The 22,790-nt window shown below is 63.5% G+C and carries 24 protein-coding genes; 11 read left to right on the top strand and 13 right to left on the bottom strand.

Features of this window, described 5'->3' with window-relative positions; all coding sequences use genetic code 11:
- Window positions 1–609, top strand: a complete 609-nt coding sequence (locus tag KHO49_RS09590) for a TetR/AcrR family transcriptional regulator (RefSeq protein ID WP_102863979.1) — start codon at window positions 1–3, stop codon at window positions 607–609.
- 161 nt (window positions 610–770) lie between these two features.
- Here the strand turns inward: KHO49_RS09590 and KHO49_RS09585 are convergent, their stop codons facing one another.
- A complete protein-coding gene (locus tag KHO49_RS09585; protein WP_102863980.1) occupies window positions 771–1,211 on the bottom strand; it encodes a GlcG/HbpS family heme-binding protein in 441 nt (146 codons plus the stop codon).
- Between the two features lie 268 nt (window positions 1,212–1,479).
- Here KHO49_RS09585 and gcl point away from each other — a divergent pair, with 268 nt between their 5' ends.
- The 8 genes from gcl (at window position 1,480) to KHO49_RS09545 (ending at window position 10,991) form a co-directional block, all read left to right on the top strand.
- Entirely contained in the window at window positions 1,480–3,255 is a 1,776-nt protein-coding gene (gcl, locus tag KHO49_RS09580) for a glyoxylate carboligase (protein WP_102863981.1), read from the top strand.
- Between the two features lie 147 nt (window positions 3,256–3,402).
- Entirely contained in the window at window positions 3,403–4,185 is a 783-nt protein-coding gene (gene hyi, locus KHO49_RS09575) for a hydroxypyruvate isomerase (protein ID WP_110595172.1), read from the top strand.
- A 114-nt stretch (window positions 4,186–4,299) separates the two neighbouring features.
- On the top strand, window positions 4,300–5,193 hold the full coding sequence (locus KHO49_RS09570) for a 2-hydroxy-3-oxopropionate reductase (RefSeq protein ID WP_102878880.1): 894 nt from the start codon (window positions 4,300–4,302) through the stop codon (window positions 5,191–5,193).
- 153 nt (window positions 5,194–5,346) lie between these two features.
- Window positions 5,347–6,627 (top strand): glycerate kinase type-2 family protein, encoded by a 1,281-nt coding sequence (locus KHO49_RS09565; RefSeq protein WP_213664938.1) that lies wholly within the window; start codon window positions 5,347–5,349, stop codon window positions 6,625–6,627.
- Window positions 6,617–8,032, top strand: coding sequence for a pyruvate kinase (gene pyk / locus KHO49_RS09560; RefSeq protein WP_102878878.1), 1,416 nt, complete (start codon window positions 6,617–6,619; stop codon window positions 8,030–8,032). The genes KHO49_RS09565 and pyk overlap by 11 nt, the downstream gene beginning before the upstream one ends.
- 100 nt (window positions 8,033–8,132) lie before the next feature.
- The gene (locus KHO49_RS09555; RefSeq protein WP_110595171.1) at window positions 8,133–9,053 is read left to right on the top strand and encodes an urea transporter; all 921 of its coding nucleotides are present in this window, start codon (window positions 8,133–8,135) and stop codon (window positions 9,051–9,053) included.
- 21 nt (window positions 9,054–9,074) lie between these two features.
- Window positions 9,075–9,899, top strand: coding sequence for an ion transporter (locus KHO49_RS09550; RefSeq protein WP_102878876.1), 825 nt, complete (start codon window positions 9,075–9,077; stop codon window positions 9,897–9,899).
- Window positions 9,900–9,989: 90 nt separating this feature from the next.
- Window positions 9,990–10,991 carry a sulfate ABC transporter substrate-binding protein gene (locus KHO49_RS09545; RefSeq protein ID WP_058433729.1) on the top strand — a complete coding sequence of 334 codons (1,002 nt, stop codon included), beginning with the start codon at window positions 9,990–9,992 and terminating at the stop codon, window positions 10,989–10,991.
- Window positions 10,992–11,055: 64 nt separating this feature from the next.
- Here KHO49_RS09545 and KHO49_RS09540 read toward each other — a convergent pair whose 3' ends face one another.
- Window positions 11,056–11,505, bottom strand: coding sequence for a RidA family protein (locus KHO49_RS09540; protein ID WP_102863988.1), 450 nt, complete (start codon window positions 11,503–11,505; stop codon window positions 11,056–11,058).
- Window positions 11,506–11,851: 346 nt separating this feature from the next.
- Between KHO49_RS09540 and KHO49_RS09535 the strand changes: the two genes are divergently transcribed.
- Entirely contained in the window at window positions 11,852–13,060 is a 1,209-nt protein-coding gene (locus KHO49_RS09535; protein WP_102878875.1) for an MFS transporter, read from the top strand.
- Between the two features lie 78 nt (window positions 13,061–13,138).
- Window positions 13,139–14,023, top strand: coding sequence for a LysR family transcriptional regulator (locus KHO49_RS09530; protein ID WP_102863990.1), 885 nt, complete (start codon window positions 13,139–13,141; stop codon window positions 14,021–14,023).
- A gap of 10 nt (window positions 14,024–14,033) precedes the next feature.
- On the opposite strand, the gene KHO49_RS09525 is transcribed toward KHO49_RS09530, so the two are convergent.
- From KHO49_RS09525 to ccmA, 11 genes are all read right to left on the bottom strand, one after another.
- On the bottom strand, window positions 14,034–15,176 hold the full coding sequence (locus KHO49_RS09525; protein ID WP_213664937.1) for a BAR domain-containing protein: 1,143 nt from the start codon (window positions 15,174–15,176) through the stop codon (window positions 14,034–14,036).
- Between the two features lie 138 nt (window positions 15,177–15,314).
- Complete coding sequence (locus tag KHO49_RS09520) at window positions 15,315–15,722, bottom strand: hypothetical protein (protein WP_102863992.1); 408 nt, start codon at window positions 15,720–15,722, stop codon at window positions 15,315–15,317.
- 14 nt (window positions 15,723–15,736) lie between these two features.
- Window positions 15,737–16,942 carry a c-type cytochrome biogenesis protein CcmI gene (ccmI, locus tag KHO49_RS09515; protein WP_102863993.1) on the bottom strand — a complete coding sequence of 402 codons (1,206 nt, stop codon included), beginning with the start codon at window positions 16,940–16,942 and terminating at the stop codon, window positions 15,737–15,739.
- A complete protein-coding gene (locus tag KHO49_RS09510; RefSeq protein ID WP_102863994.1) occupies window positions 16,935–17,408 on the bottom strand; it encodes a cytochrome c-type biogenesis protein in 474 nt (157 codons plus the stop codon). The genes ccmI and KHO49_RS09510 overlap by 8 nt, the downstream gene beginning before the upstream one ends.
- Window positions 17,405–17,941, bottom strand: a complete 537-nt coding sequence (locus KHO49_RS09505) for a DsbE family thiol:disulfide interchange protein (protein ID WP_213664936.1) — start codon at window positions 17,939–17,941, stop codon at window positions 17,405–17,407. The genes KHO49_RS09510 and KHO49_RS09505 overlap by 4 nt, the downstream gene beginning before the upstream one ends.
- Entirely contained in the window at window positions 17,938–19,926 is a 1,989-nt protein-coding gene (locus tag KHO49_RS09500; protein ID WP_213664935.1) for a heme lyase CcmF/NrfE family subunit, read from the bottom strand. The genes KHO49_RS09505 and KHO49_RS09500 overlap by 4 nt, the downstream gene beginning before the upstream one ends.
- Before the next feature lie 3 nt (window positions 19,927–19,929).
- Window positions 19,930–20,385, bottom strand: a complete 456-nt coding sequence (gene ccmE, locus KHO49_RS09495; RefSeq protein WP_102863996.1) for a cytochrome c maturation protein CcmE — start codon at window positions 20,383–20,385, stop codon at window positions 19,930–19,932.
- Window positions 20,382–20,558, bottom strand: a complete 177-nt coding sequence (ccmD, locus tag KHO49_RS09490; protein ID WP_011060018.1) for a heme exporter protein CcmD — start codon at window positions 20,556–20,558, stop codon at window positions 20,382–20,384. The genes ccmE and ccmD overlap by 4 nt, the downstream gene beginning before the upstream one ends.
- Complete coding sequence (locus KHO49_RS09485; RefSeq protein WP_102863997.1) at window positions 20,555–21,310, bottom strand: heme ABC transporter permease; 756 nt, start codon at window positions 21,308–21,310, stop codon at window positions 20,555–20,557. The genes ccmD and KHO49_RS09485 overlap by 4 nt, the downstream gene beginning before the upstream one ends.
- A gap of 78 nt (window positions 21,311–21,388) precedes the next feature.
- Window positions 21,389–22,057 (bottom strand): heme exporter protein CcmB, encoded by a 669-nt coding sequence (gene ccmB, locus KHO49_RS09480; RefSeq protein ID WP_102864110.1) that lies wholly within the window; start codon window positions 22,055–22,057, stop codon window positions 21,389–21,391.
- Window positions 22,054–22,689: a cytochrome c biogenesis heme-transporting ATPase CcmA gene (ccmA, locus tag KHO49_RS09475; protein WP_213664934.1), complete on the bottom strand. Its 636-nt coding sequence runs from the start codon at window positions 22,687–22,689 to the stop codon at window positions 22,054–22,056. The genes ccmB and ccmA overlap by 4 nt, the downstream gene beginning before the upstream one ends.
- Between the last annotated feature and the right edge of the window lie 101 nt (window positions 22,690–22,790).

Genomic DNA, 22,790 nt, shown 5'->3' with positions numbered 1-22,790 from the left:
ATGAGCACCATCCGCGAGCGCAATAAAGAACTGATCCTGCGGGCCGCCAGTGAAGAGTTTGCCGACAAGGGCTTTGCAGCGACCAAGACCAGCGACATCGCCGCCAAGGCCGGGTTGCCCAAGCCCAACGTCTACTACTACTTCAAGTCCAAGGAAAACCTCTACCGCGAGGTGCTGGAAAGCATCATCGAACCGATCCTCCAGGCTTCCACTCCGTTCAATGCCGACGGCGTACCCAGTGAAGTGCTCAGCGGCTACATCCGCTCGAAGATCCGCATCTCCCGCGACCTGCCTTTTGCCTCCAAGGTGTTCGCCAGCGAGATCATGCACGGTGCGCCGCACCTGAGCCCGGACCAGGTGGAACAGCTCAACGCCCAGGCCAAGCACAACATCGAATGCATCCAGACCTGGATCGATCGCGGCCTGATCGCCCCGCTCGACCCCAACCACCTGATGTTCAGCATCTGGGCCGCGACCCAGACCTACGCCGACTTCGACTGGCAGATCTCGGTGGTCACCGGCAAGAGCAAACTTGACGAAGACGACTACGAAGCTGCCGCGCAGACCATCATCCGCCTGGTGCTCAAAGGCTGTGAACTGGATCGCTGATCGCGTTTCGGCCCTTTCCCGTGCATTTGTGTTGTTGCTGCAAACTGCGCACAGGAATATCTAGACACCAGGCAAGGTCCTGCGGACCTTTTCGCAGCCTCGCGGGCTCGGCAGCGGCTACAGGCCAGGGCCGGGCCGGGCCGGGCCCGCAAGGTTAAGGGCTAAGCGCTGACGCCGGCGTCCGCCGCCAGGCCCTGAGCCTCGATCGCGCTGATCGCGCATTGCTCATCGATGTCCGAGGTATCGCCACTGATGCCGATCGCTCCCAGCACCGCCCCCGCCTGATCCCGAATCAACACCCCGCCCGGCGCGGGCACCACGCTGCCCTGTCCCAGGCCATTCAACGCACCGATGAACGCCGGGCGCTGCTGCGCATCCAGCGCCAGCAGGCGCGAGCCCTTGCCCAGGGCTACCGCGCCCCAGGCCTTGCCGATGGCGATCTGCGGACGCAACAGGCTGGCGCCATCCTCCCGTTGCAGGGTCACCAGATGCCCGCCGGCATCCAGCACCGCAATGGTCAGCGGGGCCGCGTTGATCTTGCGCCCCGCATTGATGGCCTGATTGGCCAGGTTGACTGCGACTTTCAAGGTTAAAGCGCTCATGGGTGCCGTCCTTATCTTGTTATTGGGAAAGCCTGGTGGAAGCTTCTTGCAGGAGAAGTCCGATACAGCAAATAGAACACAATGAATTTATTTTTTGTATACAATAATTCGAGAAAGGTAGCTCATGCGACAAAAGGACGCCGGTTTATAGGGCCCCATCGAAAGCCGCTACCGTTCAAGAAAATGGATTGACCTGCGCCATCCGCCGTGAATACACTTTGCGCAAAACCACTTGTATACAATTACAAAACGCAAGAGGCACAAAACCATGAGCAAAATGAGAGCAATCGAAGCCGCCGTTCTGGTGATGCGCCGTGAAGGGGTCGATACCGCTTTTGGCATCCCGGGTGCCGCCATCAACCCGCTGTATTCCGCGCTGCAGAAGGTCGGAGGCATCGATCACGTCCTCGCTCGCCACGTCGAAGGCGCCTCGCACATGGCCGAGGGCTACACCCGCACCAAGGCCGGCAACATCGGCGTGTGCATCGGCACTTCCGGCCCGGCCGGCACCGACATGGTCACCGGCCTGTACAGCGCCTCGGCCGACTCGATCCCGATTCTCTGCATCACCGGCCAGGCGCCCCGGGCCCGCCTGCACAAGGAAGACTTCCAGGCCGTGGACATCACCAGCATCGTCAAGCCGGTGACCAAGTGGGCCACCACCGTGCTGGAACCGGGCCAGGTGCCCTACGCCTTCCAGAAAGCCTTCTATGAAATGCGCTCCGGCCGTCCTGGTCCGGTGTTGATCGACCTGCCGTTCGACGTGCAGATGGCGGAAATCGAATTCGACATCGACGCCTACCAGCCACTGCCCCTGGCCAAACCGGCGGCCACCCGGCTGCAGGCGGAAAAGGTTTTGGCCCTGCTGGACCAGGCCGAACGCCCGTTGCTGGTAGCCGGTGGCGGTGTGATCAACGCCGATGCCAGCGACCTGCTGGTGGAGTTCGCCGAACTGACCGGCATTCCAGTGATCCCGACCCTGATGGGCTGGGGCACCATCCCTGACGATCACCCACAGATGGTGGGCATGGTCGGCCTGCAGACCTCCCATCGCTACGGCAACGCCACCCTGCTCAAATCCGACACGGTGCTGGGCATCGGCAACCGCTGGGCCAACCGCCACACCGGCTCGGTGGACGTCTACACCGAAGGCCGCAAGTTCATTCACGTGGACATCGAGCCAACCCAGATCGGCCGGGTATTCACTCCGGACCTGGGCATCGTCTCCGACGCTGGCAGCGCCCTGACCGTGCTGCTGGAAGTGGCTCGTGAATGGCAGACCGCCGGCAAGTTGAAAGATCGCAGCGCCTGGCTGCATGACTGCCAGCAGCGCAAGGCCAGCCTGCATCGCAAGACCCACTTCGACAACGTGCCGGTCAAGCCGCAACGGGTCTACGAAGAGATGAACCAGGTCTTCGGCAAGGACACCTGCTACGTCAGCACCATCGGCCTGTCGCAGATTGCCGGTGCGCAATTCCTCCACGTCTACAAGCCACGCCACTGGATCAACTGCGGTCAGGCCGGCCCATTGGGCTGGACCATCCCCGCCGCCCTCGGCGTGGTCAAGGCCGATCCGAACCGCCAGGTGGTGGCCCTGTCCGGCGACTACGACTTCCAGTTCATGATCGAAGAGCTGGCAGTAGGGGCACAGTTCAACCTGCCGTACATCCACGTGGTGGTGAACAACTCCTACCTGGGGCTGATCCGCCAGGCCCAGCGCGGCTTCGAGATGGACTACTGCGTGCAGCTGTCCTTCGACAACCTCAACGCGCCGGAGCTCAACGGCTACGGCGTGGACCACGTCGCGGTCGCCGAAGGCCTGGGCTGCAAGGCACTGCGGGTGTTCGAACCCAAGGACATCCAGCCGGCCCTGCGCCAGGCCCAGGAAATGCTCCAGACCTTCAAGGTACCGGTGGTCGTGGAGATCATCCTGGAGCGCGTAACCAACATTTCCATGGGCACCGAAATCAACGCGGTCAACGAGTTCGAAGACCTGGCGCTGGTGGGCAACGACGCCCCGACCGCCATTTCCCTGCTCGACTAAACCCTGTAGCCGCGCCCCCAGGCTGCCATCAGGTTCGCAGAACCTGGCCGGGATATGCCCCGCACCCTCTTCAAGAGGCACTGCCGGGGCAGCTCGACTGCAGCCTTCGCCCGCTCTACAGGCTTCACCGATTCACAGGAGACCACCATGCCGCGTTTTGCCGCCAACCTGTCCATGCTGTTCACCGAACAGGACTTCCTCGCTCGCTTCAAGGCCGCCGCCGATGCCGGTTTCAGCGGCGTCGAATACCTGTTCCCCTACGAATTCAGCTCCGCCGAGATCAAGGCGCAACTCGATGCCCACGGCCTGACCCAGGTGCTGTTCAACCTGCCCGCCGGCGACTGGGGCAAGGGTGAGCGCGGAATCGCCTGCCTGCCCGACCGGGTCGAGGAATTCCGTGCCGGCGTCGACCTGGCCATCGCCTACGCCCAGGTCCTGGGCAATACCCAGATCAACTGCCTGGCCGGCATCCGTCCCCAGGGGGCTGATGCCGCGTTGCTGGAAAAGACCTTCGTCGCCAACCTCAAGTACGCCGCCGACAAACTGCAGGCGGTCGGCATCAAGCTGGTGATGGAAGCCATCAACACCCGCGACATTCCCGGCTTCTACCTCAACAACACCGCCCAGGCGCTGTCGATCCGCGAACAAGTGGGCAGTGCCAACCTGTTCCTGCAGTACGACATCTATCACATGCAAATCATGGAAGGTGACCTGGCGCGGACCATGGCCAACCACCTCAACCAGATCAACCACATCCAGCTGGCAGACAACCCAGGACGCAACGAACCCGGCACCGGCGAGATCAACTATCGCTTCCTCTTCGAGCACCTGGACAGCATCGGCTACCAGGGCTGGGTCGGCTGCGAGTACAAACCGCTGACCACCACCGAAGCGGGCCTCGGCTGGCTGAAAACCCACAACGCAATCTGAAACCGCCCCCCCCCTGTAGGAGCCGGCTTGCCGGCGAACAGGCCCGCAAGCCGTGCTGCGCCTTCGCTGGCCAGCCAGCTCCTACAAGGTCCCGTTGAATAGAGGATTTTTATCATGGCTAAAATCGGATTTATCGGCACCGGCATCATGGGTCATCCCATGGCGGCAAACCTGCAGAAAGCCGGTCACTCCCTGCTGCTCTCGGAACACCACGGCAAGGCCCCGGCCGACCTGATCGCCGCCGGCGCGGTGGCCCTGGCCTCGCCCAAAGAAGTGGCCCAGGAAGCCGAATTCGTCATCATCATGGTGCCCGATACCCCTCAGGTCGAAGACGTACTGCTGCGTGCCGACGGCGTTGCCGCCGGGATCGGCAAGGGCAAGATCGTCATCGACATGAGTTCCATCTCCCCCACCGCGACCAAGGCCTTCGCCGCCAAGATCAACGAGAAAGGCGCGCAGTACCTGGACGCACCGGTGTCCGGCGGTGAAGTCGGGGCCAAGGCCGCGACCCTGAGCATCATGGTCGGTGGCGACAGCCAGGCCTTTGAGCGCGCCCTGCCGCTGTTCCAGAGCATGGGCAAGAACATCACCCTGGTGGGGGGCAACGGTGACGGTCAGACCGCCAAGGTGGCCAACCAGATCATCGTCGCCCTGAACATCCAGGCCGTGGCCGAAGCCCTGCTGTTCGCCTCGAAGAACGGTGCCGATCCGGCCAAGGTGCGTGAAGCGCTGATGGGCGGTTTTGCCTCCTCGAAGATCCTCGAAGTGCACGGTGAACGCATGATCAAGGGCACCTTCGATCCAGGCTTCCGCATCAACCTGCACCAGAAGGACCTGAACCTGGCCCTCAGTGGCGCCCGCGAGCTGGGGATCAACCTGCCCAACACCGCCAATACCCAGCAAGTGTTCAGCACCTGCACCGCTATTGGTGGCGGCAACTGGGACCACTCGGCCCTGATCAAGGGCCTGGAACACATGGCCAACTTCTCGATCCGCGATAAGAAATAAGCAGCGTCCGTAGCCGCTACCCCAAGCAGCGCCAAGGTTTGCAGGAAACGCCTCACGGCGGGCCAGGGACAGGCCCTGCTGACCTTGTCGCCGCCTGAGGTGGCGGCTACACCCGTTTCAAGCCCCCCATAACAAGAAATCCGGGAGCCCGCCATGTCGGTCGATCCGCAACAATTCCTCCGAGAGCTGTTCGCCACAGCCATCGACGCCGCCCATCCGCAACAGGTTCTCGAAGCCCATCTCCCCAGCGACCGCAGCGGCCGCGTCATCGTCATCGGTGCCGGCAAGGCAGCGGCGGCCATGGCCCAAGTCGTGGAACGCAGCTGGCAGGGTGACGTCTCCGGGCTGGTGGTTACCCGCTACGGCCACGGCGCCCCATGCACCAAGATCGAAGTGGTCGAAGCCGCTCACCCGGTGCCCGACGCGGCCGGCCTGGCCGTGGCCAAGCGGGTACTGGAGCTGGTCAGCAACCTGTCAGAACAGGATCGGGTGATTTTCCTGCTGTCCGGCGGCGGTTCGGCGCTGCTGGCCCTGCCCGCCACGGGCATCACCCTGGCCGACAAGCAGGCCATCAACAAGGCCCTGCTGAAATCCGGCGCCACCATCGGCGAGATGAACTGCGTGCGCAAGCACCTCTCGGCGATCAAGGGCGGACGCCTGGCCAAGGCCTGCTGGCCGGCCACGGTCTACACCTATGCCATTTCCGACGTCCCCGGCGACCTGGCCACGGTCATCGCTTCCGGCCCCACAGTGGCCGATCCGAGTACCTCGGCCGAAGCCCTGGCGATTCTCAAGCGCTATGCCATTGAAGTACCCGCAGCAGTACGCAACTGGTTGCAGAACCCCGACTCGGAAACCGTCAAGCCCGGCGACCCGTGCCTGGACCGCAGCCACTTCCAGTTGATCGCCCGCCCCCAGCAATCCCTGGAAGCCGCCGCGGTCAAAGCCCGCCAGGCCGGCTACAGCCCGCTGATCCTCGGCGACCTGGAAGGCGAATCCCGGGAGGTGGCCAAGGTTCACGCCGGCATCGCCCGCCAAGTAGCCTTGCACGGCCAGCCCCTGGCGGCGCCCTGCGTGATCCTTTCCGGTGGTGAAACCACGGTTACCGTGCGCGGCAAAGGTCGCGGCGGCCGCAACGCCGAGTTCCTCCTGAGCCTCACCGACAGCCTCAAGGGGCATCCCGGGATCTACGCCCTGGCCGGCGATACCGACGGCATCGACGGCTCCGAAGACAATGCCGGGGCGATCATGACCCCGGACAGCTACGCTCGGGCTGCGGCCCTGGGCCTGAGCGCCAGCGACGAGCTGGACAACAACAATGGCTATGGCTACTTCGCAGCCCTGGGCGACCTGATCGTCACCGAGCCGACCCGTACCAACGTCAACGACTTCCGCGCCATCCTGATCCTCGAGAACCCCAAACATGACGCCTGACAAGAAAGTCAAAATCCTCGCCACCCTGGGGCCGGCCACCGACAGCATCGAGGACATCCGCGAACTGGTGCAGGCCGGCGTAAACATCTTCCGACTCAACTTCAGCCACGGCAGCCATGCCGACCATGCTCAGCGATATGAGTGGATTCGCCAGATCGAACGCGAGCTGAACTACCCCCTGGGCATCCTCATGGACCTGCAAGGACCGAAACTGCGGGTCGGCACCTTCGCCGAGGGCAAGGCGCAGTTGGTACGCGGCCAGGCCCTGCGCCTGGACCTGGACCCGACGCCGGGGACCGCCCAGCGGGTCAACCTGCCGCACCCGGAAATCATCGCGGCCCTGGAGCCAGGAATGGACCTGCTGCTGGACGATGGCAAGCTGCGCCTGCGGGTCATCGCCAAGCACGCGGACGCCATCGAGACCACCGTGCTCAATGGCGGCGAACTGTCGGACCGCAAGGGCGTCAATGTGCCCCAGGCAGTGCTCGACCTGAGCCCGCTGACCGCCAAGGACCGCCGCGACCTGAGCTTCGGCCTGGAATTGGGCGTGGATTGGGTGGCGCTGTCCTTCGTGCAACGTCCGGAAGACATCCGTGAAGCCCGTACCCTGATTGGCGACAAGGCCTACCTGATGGCCAAGATCGAAAAGCCTTCCGCGGTGGCCCAACTGCGGGAAATCGCCGAACTGAGCGACGCGATCATGGTGGCCAGAGGTGACCTGGGGGTGGAAGTCCCGGCGGAAAGCGTGCCGCAGATCCAGAAGAACATCATCAGCACCTGCCGTCAGCTGGGCAAACCCGTGGTGGTCGCCACCCAGATGCTGGAGTCCATGCGTTTCTCCCCGGCGCCCACCCGAGCCGAGGTGACCGACGTCGCCAATGCCGTGGCCGAAGGCAGCGATGCGGTGATGCTCTCGGCGGAAACCGCCTCCGGGGAATACCCGCTGGAAGCAGTGCAGATGATGAGCAAGATCATTCGCCAGGTGGAAACCGGCCCCGACTACCAGACTCAACTGGACGTCAGCCGCCCCCAGGCCGAAGCCACGGTATCCGACGCCATCAGCTGCGCGATCCGCCGGGTGTGTAGCATCCTGCCCGTGGCGGTGCTGGTGAACTACAGCGAGTCCGGCAGTTCCACCCTGCGTGCCGCCCGGGAACGTCCTTCGGTACCTATCCTCAACCTGACGCCGAACCTGCAGACAGCGCGCCGCTTGAGCCTGGCCTGGGGTGTGCACTCGGTGGTCAATGACCGCTTGCGCCAGGTGGACGAGGTCTGTGCCACGGCCCTGGAAATCGCCCAGGCCCAGGGCCTGGCCAAACGCGGGGATACCGTGGTGATCACCACCGGCGTGCCGTTCGGCCAGCCGGGAACCACCAACTCCCTGCGCGTCGAAACCCTTCTCTGACCCGCCGCAGCGCCCGCGACCTGCAGCGAGCCTCCCAAAGAGGATGCCGCTGGGGTCGAACGCTGCGGTACGACAACCACCGCATTCGCCGACTCTCGTCATGCCTGCACAGTCTTTCAATGCCTTCTGCCCCGACTGGGCCACTGCCTTGCTCAACGGTTTCAGTCAGATTTTCCTCCAGCGCCACCCGCTGTGCGGCCTGCTGTGCCTGCTGGCGATCCTGATCAGCGCCCCGGCCCTGCTCGGGGGCGCCCTGCTGGGTGCCCTGGCCGGCCTGCTCACCGCCCAGCAACGGGGCTATGCCAAGGCCGACCGGCAAGCCGGACTCTTCAGCTATAACGGCGTGCTCCTGGGCCTGCTGCTGAGCCTGTACCTGCCCTGGTCGGTGCTGCTGCCGCCGCTGATCATCGCCGCCGCCGGCCTCAGCGCGATCATCACCCAGCAATGGCTGAAACGGGCCCGCAGCCCAGCCAGCCTGCCGGCCTACACCGCGCCCTTCGTGGGCCTGGGCTGGCTGTTGCTGAGCCTGATGGAACCCATGCAATCCATGCCCCAGGCGCTGCCCGGCCTGTCCCTGTGGAGCCTGCTGAGCGGACTGTTCCAGGGCCTGGGCCAGATCATGTTCCTCGGTCAGCCACTGGCCGGATTGTTGATTCTCCTCGGCCTGCTGCTGGCCAACCGCCGCGCAGCGACCTGGGCCCTGATCGGTTCCGCCAGCGGCCTGGCCTTGACACTGCTGCTGCATGAGCCCGGCCGGGCCCTGCTGGGCCTGGGCGGCTACAACTGCGCACTGGTGGCCCTGGCCCTGGGCCAAGGGGCCCGACGTCCGTGGCGGCCACTGGCAGGGATGTGCCTGGCGCTGCTGATCACCCCGGGCATCGTCGCCCTGGGGCTAGCGCCCCTCACCGCCCCCTTCGTCCTGGCCTGCTGGCTGATGCATGTCGCCACCCGGGTCCTGGGGCCTGCGCCTGGGGACCACGCACCTTGCGCTCCCCCGGCAACTCCCCCTAGGCTTCGCTGATCTTTGATTCAGGCGATTCCCATGGTTAACCGCGACAACTGGCGCCAGCGCCTCTACGTGATGATCTTCCAGACCGATACAGTGGCCGGAAGACGCTTCGATACGACCCTGCTGCTGATCATCCTCGCCAGCCTGGTGATCGTGATTCTCGACAGCATCGACGAGGTGCACAGCAACTACGCCGACGTCCTGGCGTACATCGAATGGGGCTTCACCCTGATCTTCCTCATCGAATACGGACTGCGCCTGTATTGCTCCCCCAAACCCCTGCGCTATGCCTTCAGCTTCTATGGCCTGGTGGACCTGCTGGCGATCGTCCCCGGCATCCTCGCCCTGTACTACAGCGACGCCCAGTACCTGTTGATCATTCGGATCATCCGCATGCTGCGGATCTTCCGCGTGCTCAAGCTGTCGCCCTACCTGAAACAGGCCCATTACCTGCTCGATGCCCTGCGCGGCAGCAAACAGAAGATCCTGGTGTTCCTGCTCAGCGTCTGCACCCTGGTCACGGTGTTCGGCACCCTGATGTACGTGGTGGAAGGCCCGGAACATGGCTTTACCAGTATCCCCAAGGGCATCTACTGGGCCATCGTCACCCTGACCACCGTGGGCTATGGCGATATCGTGCCCAAGACCGTGATCGGCCAGATTATTTCGTCCATGGTGATGATCACCGGTTACTCGATCATTGCCGTGCCTACCGGGATCTTCACTGCGGAGCTGGCCAGCGCCATGCGCGGCGAACAGCTCAAGCACGACTGCCCGGTGTGCCGCAAGAACAGTCACGAACCGGCCGCGGCCTTCTGCTCCCGCTGTGGCAACGCGCTGTTCAAGAAAATGGAATAAGCAAAGTACTTTTTAATCTTTAAAGAGATATAGCGCCCCGGCTATAGTCGGCGGCAAATTGCCTTCACTCTCGAACAAAAGGAATGCGCAGTGAAAAAACTCTTCAGCGCCTCGCTTCTGGCCGCCGGCCTGGCCCTGGGCAGCGTCGCCCAGGCCGCACCGACCCTGCTCAACGTGTCCTACGACGTGATGCGCGACTTCTACAAGGACTACAACACCGCCTTCCAGAAACACTGGAAAGCCGAGCACAACGAAAACATCACCCTGCAGATGTCCTTCGGCGGCTCCAGCAAGCAGGCGCGCTCGGTGATCGACGGCCTGCCAGCGGATGTCATCACCATGAACATGGCCACCGACATCAACGCCCTGGCGGACAACGGCAAACTGGTGCCGGACAACTGGGTAACGCGCCTGCCGAACAACAGTGCGCCCTTCACTTCGGCCACCGTGTTCATCGTCCGCAAGGGTAACCCCAAGGCCCTGAAAGACTGGCCAGACCTGCTCAAGGATGGCGTGCAAGTGATAGTGCCCAACCCCAAGACCTCGGGTAACGGCCGCTACACCTACCTCTCGGCCTGGGGCTACGTGCTGAAGAACGGCGGCGACGAGAACAAGGCCAAGGACTTCGTCGGCAAACTCTTCAAACAGGCCCCGGTACTGGACACCGGTGGCCGCGCCGCCACCACCACCTTCATGACCAACCAGATCGGCGACGTGCTGGTGACCTTCGAGAACGAAGCGGAAATGATCGCCCGCGAATTCGGCCGCGATCAGTTCGAAGTGATCTACCCAAGCGTCTCCGCTGAAGCCGAGCCGCCGGTGTCGGTGGTAGACAAAGTGGTGGAGAAGAAAGGCACCCGCGCTGCGGCCGAGGAATACCTGAAGTACCTGTGGTCGCCGGAAGGCCAGGAAATCGCCGCCAACAACTACCTGCGCCCACGGGACCCGAAAGTCCTGGCCAAGTACACCGACCGTTTCCCGAAAGTCGACTTCCTGTCGGTGGAGAAGACCTTCGGCGACTGGCGCAGCGTGCAGAAGACCCACTTCAACGACGGCGGGGTTTTCGATCAGATCTATACCAACGCCAAGTGACGCTGGTAGCCCGATAAAAAAAGCGACCGTGAAGGTCGCTTTTTTTATGCCGCCGATCAGGGAGTCACAGAGCCCGCGCCGAACTGAACTGCGCGGCTTCGGCTGCCTGATAACGCTCATCCAGCACCGCCTCCGCCTCGACTTCGATCAACCACTCCGGCAACGACAGCCCGCTGACGATGATCCATGAGGACGCCGGTGGCTGGCTGGCAAAACGCTCGAGCAATACCGCACTGATGTGCTCCTGCTGATCCCGCGCCGCTTCGGCGATGTAGATCCGCAACATCACCACATCCGCCAGTTGGCCTCCCGCCTCGGCCAGGACCTTCTCGATATTGTCGAAGGCCTGCTCGGTCTGCTGCCGCAGGCCCGGTCCTACGGTGCGCTCCTGCTCATCCACACCCACCTGACCGGACAGCAGCAGGCGTCGACCGCCGCGCACCTCCACCGCCTGGCTGAAACCGTATTGCAGGGAATTGAACACACTGGCTGGGTTGAACGTTGACTTTTCCATAGGGGACTCCCACCGCACTGAACGACCGGAAACCCTAAACCAAGGCCTCAGCGACTTCCACTGCAAGCGCAGCGCAGCAACATTTGGCAACGCAAGCTTCAGCGCGGGGTTGCCAGCCTTGAGCAGGCTGCCCCCAGGGCCGTGAAGAACATGAGCATGCTATCGAACAAGATGTAAGTAAATGTATCATCAGGCCTCGGCAGCGGCACGCCCCGGCCATCTCCAGAGCCTCATGACTCAGAGATTTATTCCCAGCAGGAATGAATGCTATCGCCCCGCCCTCTCTACTGCGTTACTGCGCGGTCTCTTAACCTCGTTCCATCCTTTCGCCGCCAAGAGAAACCTGATGACTTCCACGACCCAGGTGCTGCCCGCCAGCAACGTGACAATGACCCGAGGCATGGTGCTGCTGTTCGCCTTCTGCTGCGGCGCCATCGTCGCCAACATCTACTACGCACAACCGATCATCGAGCTGATCGCCCCGGACCTGGGCCTGTCCAGCTCCCTGGCCAGCCTGATCGTGTCCCTGACCCAGATCGGCTATGCCCTGGGCTTGTTCTTCCTGGTGCCCCTGGGAGACCTGCTGGAAAACCGTCGGTTGATGATCATCACCACCCTGGTGGCCATCGCCAGCCTGCTGGGGGCTGCGTATACCCAGCAGCCCAACGCCTTCCTCCTGGTATCGCTGCTGATCGGCTTCAGCTCGGTGTCGGTACAGATCCTCATTCCCCTGGCTGCGCACCTGGCCCCGGAGGAGTCCCGAGGACGAGTGGTGGGCGGCATCATGGGCGGCCTGCTGCTGGGGATTCTCCTGGCCCGCCCGGTGTCCAGCGTGGTGACCGATCTCTTCGGCTGGCGCGCAATGTTCATCGCCGCCGCCGTGCTGATGGCCGCCATCAGCCTGGTATTGATGCTGACCATACCCAAGCGCCAGCCGGCCCACAGCGCCACCTACGGCCAACTGCTGCGCTCCCTGGGCGGCCTGCTGCGCCAGCAGCCGGTCCTGCGCCAGCGAGCCTTCTACCAGGGCTGCATGTTCGCCACCTTCAGCCTGTTCTGGACCGCCGCCCCCCTGGAACTGGCACGGCATCACGGCCTGTCACAAAGCCAGATTGCGATCTTTGCCTTGGTGGGCGCCATCGGCGCCATCGCCGCCCCCATCAGCGGACGTCTCGCGGATGCCGGCCATACCCGCATCGCCTCGCTGCTGGCCATGCTCCTGGCAGCCCTGAGCTTTATCCCGACACTGATCCATCCCGCCTACAGCGTCATCGGCCTGGCAGTGACCGGGGTGGTCCTGGATTTCTGTGTGCAGATGAACATGGTGCTCGGCCAACGGGCGGTGTATGCCCTGGACGCCCACAGTCGCAGTCGCCTCAACGCGCTGTACATGACCAGCATCTTCATCGGTGGCGCCTTCGGCTCGTCGATTGCCAGTGCGGTGTACGAACACGGCGGCTGGCTGGGAGTGGTGCTGGTGGGCAGTGGGTTTCCACTGCTGGCCCTGCTGCGCTTCCTGCTGGTGGCGGACAACCGCCGCGCGGCCCGCGCCTAGGCCGTGCGCCCAGGACTTGGTGAACGTTTTGGCGCACACTCCCCGATTCCCCCCTTCTCAACCCAGCAAGGACAACCGATGGACCGCCTGGCCGCGATGGAAACCTTTGTACATGTGGTGGAAAGCGGCTCCTTCTCCGCTGCCGCCCGGCGTCTGAACCTGGGTCAGCCCGCCGTATCGAAAAGCATCGCCCAACTGGAGGCCTATCTGCAGGTACGGCTGTTGCTGCGCTCCACCCGCGGCCTGAGCCCCACCGAAGCCGGCCTGGCCTTCTTCGAACGGGCCAAACGCACCCTGGAGGAAGCCAGCGAAGCGGAAAATGCCGCCCGGGGCTCGGCCTCCCAGTTGCGTGGCACCTTGCGCATCTGTGCGGCGGTGACCTTCGCCCGCCTGCATATCATTCCTCACCTGGGGCCCTTTCTGGAGCAGCACCCCGAGTTGCAGATCGACGTGGTGATGGATGATCACACCATCAATCTGGTGGAGGCGGGAGTCGATGTCGCCCTGCGCATGGGCAGCCTCGCCGACTCGACCCTCATCGCCCGCCAGATCGCCGAGTGCCCGCGCCTGCTGCTGGCCACTCCCGAGTACTTCGCCGAGCACGGCGAGCCGCAGCATCCCGGTGAACTGACCGGGCATCAAGCGGTGATCTATAGCCGGGGGCCCGGCAATCTCTGGCACTTTTCCCAAGGCGACGACGAGCAACGGGTAAGTGTCAGTGGCAGGGTTCGAGTGAATGCCGCAGAAGGCTTGCGCGAATCGGTACTGGCCCATCAGGGGCTGGCAATGGCCTCGCAATGGATGTTTGCCCCGGAGCTGGCCAAGGGTGCGGTCAAGGCCGTGCTCACGGATTGGCAACTGCCCCGGCAGCAGCTGTGGGCTGTGTTTCCCGGCGGGCGCCTGGTGAGCGCCAAGGCCCGGGCGTTCGTGGATTATGTGGAGCAGTTGCTGGAGCGTCTGTGAAACCCCGGCCTCAGATCCGCTCGCGCACCAGCACTTCGATATTCGCCGCCTCACCCCAGCGCCGCAGCCGGTCGATCAGGCTCAGGTCGGTTTCACCCACCAGATACAGGACGTCGATGGTCTGGATCGCGGCCCACTGGACGAACTCACTGCTGTCGAACTCGCCAAGACTGGCGAGCTGGAACTCGTTCTCGTAGAAACCTGGGATCACCGGGACCGGGGTGTCCTGGGGGCTGGCTCCGGCAATGAACGGGCAGGACAGGTGCACCACGCCCCATTGCGCCACACGCCAGTTCCTCAGGGCTTCGTCCAGGCGCGCGCGGGCACCGCGGACAAAGCCCAGGCCGTCGATCACTACCCGCCGGTTGACGATCAGCCACAACTTGCGCCGGCGCGGCGCCTTGAGCAGTACCTCGCCGGTCACCTTGGACGCCCGCAGCGCCAGGGCGATCACCAGCAGCAAAGGTGCGCAGTAGCCATAGAGCCTCTCGGCCTGACTGGCCTCGGTCAGGCCATGCAGACGGTGTACCTCGGCCCGCTGGTGCTCCAGCTCACTGAAGCTTTCCCCCAGGCGCTGCAGCCATTGCTGCACCAGAGGCGCTGAATACTCACCACGAAGGTCGCCCAGGGCCTGCTGCACCTTGATCACGGCCAAAGCCGAAAGACGCCCATCGGCAGAACGCTCCAATGTGCCAAAGCGTTCGCACAGGCTGATGACCTGGGCGGCATCCTGGGGCTCATGCAGCTCCAGCGCCGCCTTGCAGTGAGCGCTGCCGAGCATGTCGTCGATCTCGGCCAGCACTCTGCGCTGCGCTGCGTCCCGGGCGCTTTGTGCCAGTTGGTAGTCACTCTGGAACCAGTCCACCCGCACTGCCTGGGTGGCGCTGATCAGGGCCAGGGCAGCCAGCAGCAACCAGCCGTAGTCGACTTTCTTCCAGCCGACCTCCCCCAAGCGGAAAACCGAGATCAGGCTCCAGCAGAAGAAGTAGTACATGAAAGCGAAGGCCACCAGCAGGTACACCGGTGCCAGGGACAGATAGATCAGCTCCGGCACGTCCGCCGGCCCCAGGCCGTACAACAGCAACAGGACGCAGACCACGGCCAGCCAGAACACCATCGGCGCGACATAGGGTTTGTTCAGGTCTTTCTTCATCGGGCGCTCAACGGCTGATACTCAGGAACACCCCGCTGTATCGGCCAGCCTGGGCAGGGCTTAAATAATCCGCTGACCATGGCAAGGCCGGCGCCGGCTCTGGCCCGCGCCTGTGCAGTCAGTCAATAGTGTTGGAAATTACTGGAACTGACGCCCCAGCCCTGCGGGTACACCATGGATGTCGGTGTCTTCCCAAGGACCGTCGGGGCTGATGGAGCGGCTCCAGCCATTGTTCCAACGGTAATAGGTGCGTTGGCGATAGAAGGTGTTGCTCTGGTTATCCAGCACATAGACCCCCAGCCGCGCATCCCAGTGGCTGTGCCCGCCGGGTGGCGGAGCAAAGCTGGCGGAGGTGCGTGGCAGGGGCTTGGCGGCGGGAATCGGCGCCCCGGGCTTGCCTGGCGCGGGAGCCGTAGACGGGGCCGGGCGCGTACTCGGCCCCGCAGGCGGGATGGGTTCAGAGGAGGTCGGCGCCGGCCGGTGGACCGTACAAGCACTCAACCCCAGGACCAGTGACAACAGGGTGATACGAGCGATGGCGGTCATGGCGGCTTCTCTGATTATTGATCCGGACTGTCGATGGTCAGCTGTTGCGCGGCCGTGGTGCTGCTGGGCAGGGGCTGGCTCTGCCCGATCCACTCACCGGCCGTTGGCTGGCCGGCACGGGAAATGCGCGCAACCAATTGGACTTCAGGGAAGTTCGACAGTTTCAACTGCGGCATCATCGCGTCGCTATCCCCCAGCTCCACAGTGGCCGGCAGATCGGCGACGGTCAGGCGCTTGGCCGCCAACGGCGCGGGCGGGCCCTGGGTCGCACGGGCGAAGATGAATACGCTGTCACCCGGCTGGACCTTGGCCTTGAGCTCCGCCGCCAGATCGACCCGGACCTTGAGCAAGGCGCCCTTGGCCTTGACCGCAGGCTCGGCCGCGACCTTGCCACCGGCTGCCAGCAGTTTTTCGCTGGCGCGATCAATGCCTCCCTGCAGCGCGGCACGGGAATTGTCCTGCGGCGGCAGTTGCGCCTGCAGGCGCTTCCAGTAATCGATGGCCTCCTGGAAACGTCCGCCTTCGAAAGCGGCGATACCCAGCAACCCGAGACTGGTGACTTCGTTGGGATCGGCCTTCAACGCTTCATCGGTCAAGCCCTGGACCTTGTCCGACCATTGCTTGTTATCGGCGAAGTACTGAGCCTGGGCCCACTGCCCCAACAGCTCGGGCTGGCGTCCGGCCAGAGCCACGGTACGCTCGAAGATCTTCGCCGCGTCCGCTGGACGGTCCTGGGCCATGTAGGTACGCCCAAGGAAGTACAGGCCCTCGGCAGAATCCGGCTGGGCCGCCACTGCGCGCTCCAGGCGCCGGGTCATTTCTTCCATGGACTGCGGCGCCTGGGCGAACTCCCGGGTCAGCTCGACCTTGTCGCTGGCACCAAAATGCAGGTACAGACCCAAGCCCAGCACCGGCACCAGCAGCGCCGCCAGCAGCGGCAGCGGTTTGCCCAGACGCGAGGTCCGCACTGGGCCGCTGCCTTCGGTGTCCGCCAAGAGTTCCCGGGCCGCTTCCGCACGCCCCGCGTCCATCTGCTCGGCACTGAGCACGCCTTGCGCTTGCTGGCCATGCAGCTCGGCCACGCGCTCTTCATAAAGCGCCACGTTCAGCGCGGTACGATCCTCCTCACGTTGGGCACGACGCTCACGCAATACCGGGATCAACAGGAAACTCAGGGCGATCAGGAGCAGCAGACCTGCTGCAAGCCAGAAATCAATCATGGGGGGTTTTATCCAGCAGTTGGTCGAGGCGCTGACGCTCTTCGACGGAAAGCGTGTTCGGGCTGTCGCTGCGCTCGACGCGACGACGCCGGACTATCACGGCAATGATCACCAACCCGCCCAGCAACAGGCCGGCAGGACCGAACCAGAGCAAGGCGGTCTTGCCGGTCAGGGCCGGCTTGTAACGCACAAAATCACCGTAGCGATCCACCATGAAGTCGATGATCTGCTGATTGTCCTTGCCCTCGCCGAGCATGCGGAAAATCTCCTTGCGCAGGTCGGCGGCAATCGGTGCATTGGAATCGGCGATGTCCTGGTTCTGGCACTTGGGGCAGCGCAGTTCCTTGGTCAGCTCGCGAAACCTTTCGCGGTCGGTGTCATTGGCGAACTGGTAGGTATCAATGGCAGCGTGGGCCACGCCAGCGATGCTCAGGCCCAGGATGGCGGCGGCTAACCAGCGCTTCATGGCTTGGCCTCGTCGACCAGGGCCTGGTACTTGGCCGCCAGCTGTTCGCGCCACACCACTTCGTCGATCACCCCGACGAACTTGTCACGGATGATGCCCTTGGCATCGATGAAGAAGGTTTCCGGAGCGCCGTAGACACCCAGATTCAGCCCCAGGGAGCCCTCCTCGTCACGCACATCCAGCAGGTAGGGATTGTGGAACTCGGCCAGCCACTTCAGGGCGTCGGCATTGACGTCCTTGTAGTTGATGCCGTAGATCACCACGCCCTTCTCGGCCAGCTTGTTCAGCACCGGATGCTCGACCCGGCAGGAAATGCACCAGGTGCCCCAGACGTTGACCAAAGCCGGCTTGCCCAGCAGGTCCGCGCGGGTCAGGGTCTTGTCGCCCTGCACCGACGGCAGGGAGAACTCCGGGAGCGGCTTGCCGATCATCGCCGACGGCAGCTCGGCCGGGTCCAGATACAACCCGCGATAGAGGAACACCGCCACCACCAGGAACACCGCCAGGGGCAACATCATCATCCAGCGTCTCATGCGGCGGCTCCTGTCATGCCCAGCGCTTCGCGCACGCGGCTTTTAACCTTGACCCGATAACGCCGATCCATTGCCGCCAGCAAGCCACCGAACCCGGTGAGCAGGCCGCCGAACCAGATCCAGCGCACGAACGGCTTGACGTGTACCCGCACCGCCCAGGCGCCATCCCCCAGGGATTCGCCCAGGGCGACATACAGGTCACGGGTGAAACCGGCATCGATGCCGGCTTCGGTCATCATCGAGCTCTGCACGGTGTACAGGCGTTTTTCCGGGTGCAGCACCGCCACTTCCTTGCCGTTGCGCACCACACGCACAGTGCCCTTGTCGGAAGTGAAGTTCGGCCCTTCGAAATGCTTGGCGCCTTCGAAGATGAACTGATAACCGGCCAGTTCCATGGACTCGCCTGGCTCCAGGCGCAGGTCGCGCTCGGCGCTGTTCTGGCTCGACAGCACCACGCCCAGGGCGCAGATCGCAATGCCCAGGTGCGCCAGCTGCATGCCCCAATAACTGCGAGTCAGGCTTGGCAGGCCCTTGATCAGGCCCTTGTGACGGGTCTTGTCGAAGATGTCACGCACCCCGGCCAGCAGCACCCAGGCCGCCAACAAGAAGGTCGCCAGCACCGCCCAGTTGAAGTCGCCGTAGGCAATGCCGGCCACCACGGCCAGGGCCACGCTGCCCAGCAGCACCGGACCGAGCATGCCCAGCAGCCATTTCACCGGGGTGTCTTTCCAGCGCACCAGCACGCCCACCGCCATCACCAGCATCAGCAGGGCCATCAGCGGAATGAACAGCGCATTGAAATACGGCGGGCCCACCGACAGCTTGGCCCCGGTCAGAGCGTCCAGCACCAGCGGATACAGGGTGCCCAGCAGGATCATCGAGGACGCCACCACCAGCACCAGGTTGTTGCCCAACAGCAGGGTTTCCCGGGACCACAGGTTGAAGCCCACATGGCTCTTGACCACCGGCGCTCGCAGGGCAAACAGGGTCAGGGAGCCCCCCACCACGAACAGCAGGAAGATCAGGATGAACACGCCGCGCTCAGGGTCCGAGGCGAAGGCGTGCACTGAAGTCAGGACCCCGGAGCGCACCAGGAAGGTCCCCAGCAGGCTCAGGGAAAAAGCGGCAATGGCCAGCAGCACGGTCCAGCTCTTGAATACACCGCGCTTTTCCGTCACTGCCAGGGAGTGGATCAAGGCCGTACCCACCAGCCAGGGCATGAAGGAAGCGTTTTCCACCGGGTCCCAGAACCACCAGCCGCCCCAGCCCAACTCGTAGTAGGCCCACCAGGAGCCCAGGGTGATACCGATGCCGAGGAAGGCCCAGGCGACAATGGTCCAGGGCCGCGACCAACGCGCCCAGGCAGCGTCCAGGCGACCGCCGAGCAGCGCGGCGATGGCAAAGGCAAAGGCTACCGAGAAACCGACATAGCCCATGTACAGCATGGGCGGGTGGACGATCAGGCCGATGTCCTGCAACAGCGGGTTGAGGTCACGACCGTCCGCCGGCACCTGGGGCAGGATTCGCGAAAACGGGTTGGAGGTCATGATCAGGAACAGCAGGAAGCCGGTGCTGATCATGCCCATCACCGCCAGCACCCGGGCCAGCATCACTTGCGGCAACTGGCGCGAGAACACCGATACGGCGAAGGTCCAGCCTCCGAGGATCAGCGCCCAGAGCAGCAGCGAACCTTCGTGGGCGCCCCACACCGCGCTGAACTTGTAGTACCAGGGCAAGGCGGTGTTGGAGTTGCTGGCGACATAGGCCACCGAGAAGTCGTCGCTCATGAAGGCGTAGGTCAGGCAGCCGAAGGCGAATACCAGGAAAGCGAACTGGCCCCAGGCGGCCGGCTGGGCCAGGCTCATCCACAGGCGGTCGCCGCGCCAGGCGCCCAGCAATGGCACCACCGCCTGGACCAGGGCAAAGCACAAGGCGAGGATCATCGCCAGATGACCGAGTTCGGGAACGAACAGTGCGGAACTCATGGCTTAACCCTCTTTCGCTGGTGTCGGTGCCGACTGGCCGCTGTCTTGCAACGCCTTGGTGACTTCCGGCGGCATGTATTTCTCGTCGTGCTTGGCCAGCACTTCATCGGCCACCACCACGCCATCGGCGTTGAGCTTGCCCAGGGCGACGATGCCCTGCCCTTCGCGGAACAGGTCCGGAAGAATGCCGCGGTAGGTGATGGTCACTGACTTGTTGAAGTCGGTGACCACGAATTTCACGTCCAGGGAGTCGGCGGAACGTTGCAGGGAGCCGGCCTCGACCATGCCGCCAGCGCGAATCCGCGTGTCCAGCGGTGCTTCACCATTGGCAATTTGGGTCGGGGTGTAGAACAGGTTGATGTTTTCCTTCAGCGCGCTGAGGGCCAGGCCGACGGCAATGCCGACGCCCACCAGGATCGCCAGGATGATCAAAAGACGCTTTTTACGCAGCGGATTCACTTACCGTTCTCCCGGCGCAGACGACGCGCCTCTTGTTGCAGATAACGCTTGCGCGCCAGGATCGGCGCCACCAGCTCACGAGCCAGGACGACCAGGCAAATGCCATAGGCCGACCAGACGTAGAGGCCGTGATGGCCCATGGCGAGAAAATCGCTGAAGGATGCAAAGCTCATTGTGCGGTCTCCAGGCTGCGTTGGACTTCGGCCTTGACCCAACTGGTGCGGGCTTCGCGCTTGAGCACCTCAAGGCGCATGCGCAGCAACAGCAGCACGCCAAAGAAACAATAGAAACCCAAGGACGTCAGCAGCAGCGGCAGCCACATTTCCACCGGCATGGCGGGCTTTTCGGTGAGGGTGAAAGTCGCCCCCTGGTGCAGGGTATTCCACCACTCCACCGAGTATTTGATGATCGGGATATTCACCACGCCGACAATCGCCAGCACCGCGCAGGCCTTGGCGGCGCTGTCACGATTGCTGATGGCGGCATTGAGCGCAATCAGACCTGCGTACAGAAACAGCAGGATCAGCATCGACGTTAGTCGCGCATCCCAGACCCACCAGGAACCCCAGGTCGGCTTGCCCCAGATCGCCCCGGTTACCAGGGCCAGGAAGGTGATCGAATGCCCGATGGGCGCCGCGCATTGCAGGGCAACATCGGCCAGTTTCATTTTCCACACCAGCCCGACCACACCGCACACGGCCAGCATGACGTAGCAGGACTGGGCCAGCATCGCCATTGGCACATGGATATAGATGATGCGAAAGCTGTTGCCCTGCTGGTAATCCGGTGGCGCAAAGGCCAGGCCCCAGACCACGCCGATACCGATCAGCAACACGGCGGCGACGCTCAGCCAGGGCAGCAGCTTGCCGCTGATGCCGTAAAACCATTTAGGCGAGCCGAGCTTATGAAACCAAGTCCAGTTCATTCATTGCTTCCATCACGGTTGCTCTTCGCTTTCACGAACAGCCAGGGTCTTTACTGGTTAAAAAACAACCAGACCTCATTATTCGCCGACGCTGATCTTCAGGCCAGCAGCTATTGCAAAGGGTGTAAGGGTTACTGCCAGGGCGGTCAGGCTCCCAAGCCAAAGCAGATAACCTGTCGCCGGCATGCCCTGCAGTGCCGCCTGCAGGGCGCCACTGCCGAGAATCAATACCGGGATGTACAGAGGCAGGATCAGTAACGCCAGCAGCAAGCCTCCACGCTTCAACCCCACCGTCAGTGCTGCGCCCACTGCGCCCAGCAGGCTCAGCACCGGAGTGCCCAGCATCAATGAAGCCAGCAACACCGGCAGGCAGGCGGCAGGCAAGCCGAGCATCAAGGCCAGCAAGGGTGCAAGCAATACCAGTGCCAGGCCGGAAAAGGCCCAGTGTGCCAGCACCTTGGCCAAAACCAGAAGAGGCAGGGGGTGCGACGAAAGGACCCACTGTTCAAGGGATCCGTCCTCGAAATCACTGCGAAAAAGCCCGTCCAGCGAGAGCAGGACGGACAATAAGGCCGCTACCCAGACCAGCCCGGGAGACAAGGTTTGCAACAGATTTGTCTCAGGTCCCACGGCCAATGGGAACAGTGCAACGACGATGGCGAAGAACACCAGGGGATTGGCCAGCTCCGCCGGGCGTCGGAACAGCAAGCGCGCTTCACGGGCCAGCAATTGGGCAAAGACGCTCATGCCGCCCACCGCCCCAGATCCAGATCGCGGTAGCCGGACGGCATACGGGTCAGCGTGTGGTGAGTGGTCAGGACCACCATGCCGCCACGTTCACAATGATTGGCCAGGTGCTCCTCGAGCTGGGCCACCCCCTGTTTGTCCAGGGCGGTGAAGGGTTCGTCGAGGATCCACAGCGGCGGGCCGTCCAGATACAACCGGGCCAAGGCCACACGACGCTGCTGGCCGGCGGACAGGGTGTGACAGGCAACGTCCTCGAAGCCGCGCAGGCCGACGGCCGCCAGGGCCTGCCAGATAGCGTCGCGCGTTGCCGGCTGGTGCAAGGCACAGAGCCAGTTGAGGTTTTCCTCGGGGGTCAGGACATCCTTGATTCCAGCGGCATGGCCAATCCACAGCAGGTTGCGCGCCAGTTCGGCGCGCTGGGCATGCAAGGGCTGGCCATTGAGCAGCACCTGACCGCTGGTGGGTTGCATCAGGCCGGCGAGCAAACGCAGCAGGCTGGTCTTGCCACTGCCGTTGGGGCCACTGATCTGCACCATGTCTCCGCTGGTCAGACGCAACTCCAGGTGTTCAAACAGCATCCGCCAGTCGCGCTCACAGGCGAGTGCTACGGCTTCGAGAAGAGGGCTGGTCAAGGGATGGTGGGCCTTTACGGGTTCAAGTCGGCAGTGGAGCGGCCGTTAAAGGGATGCAGGATAAATGCATTAGCGGCCTGTTCTAGAGAGCTGCGTCAAAC

It is taken from the genome of Pseudomonas sp. RC4D1 (assembly GCF_018390395.1).
Classification (GTDB): Bacteria; Pseudomonadota; Gammaproteobacteria; order Pseudomonadales; family Pseudomonadaceae; genus Aquipseudomonas; species Aquipseudomonas danubii.
Note: the sequence above shows the minus strand (reverse complement) of the source record. Positions and strands in the feature narration are given on the sequence as shown.

Coding starts and splice junctions, on each gene's coding strand:
- KHO49_RS09590 (WP_102863979.1), top strand. CDS start 1: ATGAGCACCATCCGCGAGCGCAATAAAGAACTGATCCTGCGGGCCGCC.
- KHO49_RS09585 (WP_102863980.1), bottom strand. CDS start 1,211: ATGAGCGCTTTAACCTTGAAAGTCGCAGTCAACCTGGCCAATCAGGCC.
- gcl (WP_102863981.1), top strand. CDS start 1,480: ATGAGCAAAATGAGAGCAATCGAAGCCGCCGTTCTGGTGATGCGCCGT.
- hyi (WP_110595172.1), top strand. CDS start 3,403: ATGCCGCGTTTTGCCGCCAACCTGTCCATGCTGTTCACCGAACAGGAC.
- KHO49_RS09570 (WP_102878880.1), top strand. CDS start 4,300: ATGGCTAAAATCGGATTTATCGGCACCGGCATCATGGGTCATCCCATG.
- KHO49_RS09565 (WP_213664938.1), top strand. CDS start 5,347: ATGTCGGTCGATCCGCAACAATTCCTCCGAGAGCTGTTCGCCACAGCC.
- pyk (WP_102878878.1), top strand. CDS start 6,617: ATGACGCCTGACAAGAAAGTCAAAATCCTCGCCACCCTGGGGCCGGCC.
- KHO49_RS09555 (WP_110595171.1), top strand. CDS start 8,133: ATGCCTGCACAGTCTTTCAATGCCTTCTGCCCCGACTGGGCCACTGCC.
- KHO49_RS09550 (WP_102878876.1), top strand. CDS start 9,075: ATGGTTAACCGCGACAACTGGCGCCAGCGCCTCTACGTGATGATCTTC.
- KHO49_RS09540 (WP_102863988.1), bottom strand. CDS start 11,505: ATGGAAAAGTCAACGTTCAACCCAGCCAGTGTGTTCAATTCCCTGCAA.
- KHO49_RS09535 (WP_102878875.1), top strand. CDS start 11,852: ATGACTTCCACGACCCAGGTGCTGCCCGCCAGCAACGTGACAATGACC.
- KHO49_RS09530 (WP_102863990.1), top strand. CDS start 13,139: ATGGACCGCCTGGCCGCGATGGAAACCTTTGTACATGTGGTGGAAAGC.
- KHO49_RS09525 (WP_213664937.1), bottom strand. CDS start 15,176: ATGAAGAAAGACCTGAACAAACCCTATGTCGCGCCGATGGTGTTCTGG.
- KHO49_RS09520 (WP_102863992.1), bottom strand. CDS start 15,722: ATGACCGCCATCGCTCGTATCACCCTGTTGTCACTGGTCCTGGGGTTG.
- ccmI (WP_102863993.1), bottom strand. CDS start 16,942: ATGATTGATTTCTGGCTTGCAGCAGGTCTGCTGCTCCTGATCGCCCTG.
- KHO49_RS09510 (WP_102863994.1), bottom strand. CDS start 17,408: ATGAAGCGCTGGTTAGCCGCCGCCATCCTGGGCCTGAGCATCGCTGGC.
- KHO49_RS09505 (WP_213664936.1), bottom strand. CDS start 17,941: ATGAGACGCTGGATGATGATGTTGCCCCTGGCGGTGTTCCTGGTGGTG.
- KHO49_RS09500 (WP_213664935.1), bottom strand. CDS start 19,926: ATGAGTTCCGCACTGTTCGTTCCCGAACTCGGTCATCTGGCGATGATC.
- ccmD (WP_011060018.1), bottom strand. CDS start 20,558: ATGAGCTTTGCATCCTTCAGCGATTTTCTCGCCATGGGCCATCACGGC.
- KHO49_RS09485 (WP_102863997.1), bottom strand. CDS start 21,310: ATGAACTGGACTTGGTTTCATAAGCTCGGCTCGCCTAAATGGTTTTAC.
- ccmB (WP_102864110.1), bottom strand. CDS start 22,057: ATGAGCGTCTTTGCCCAATTGCTGGCCCGTGAAGCGCGCTTGCTGTTC.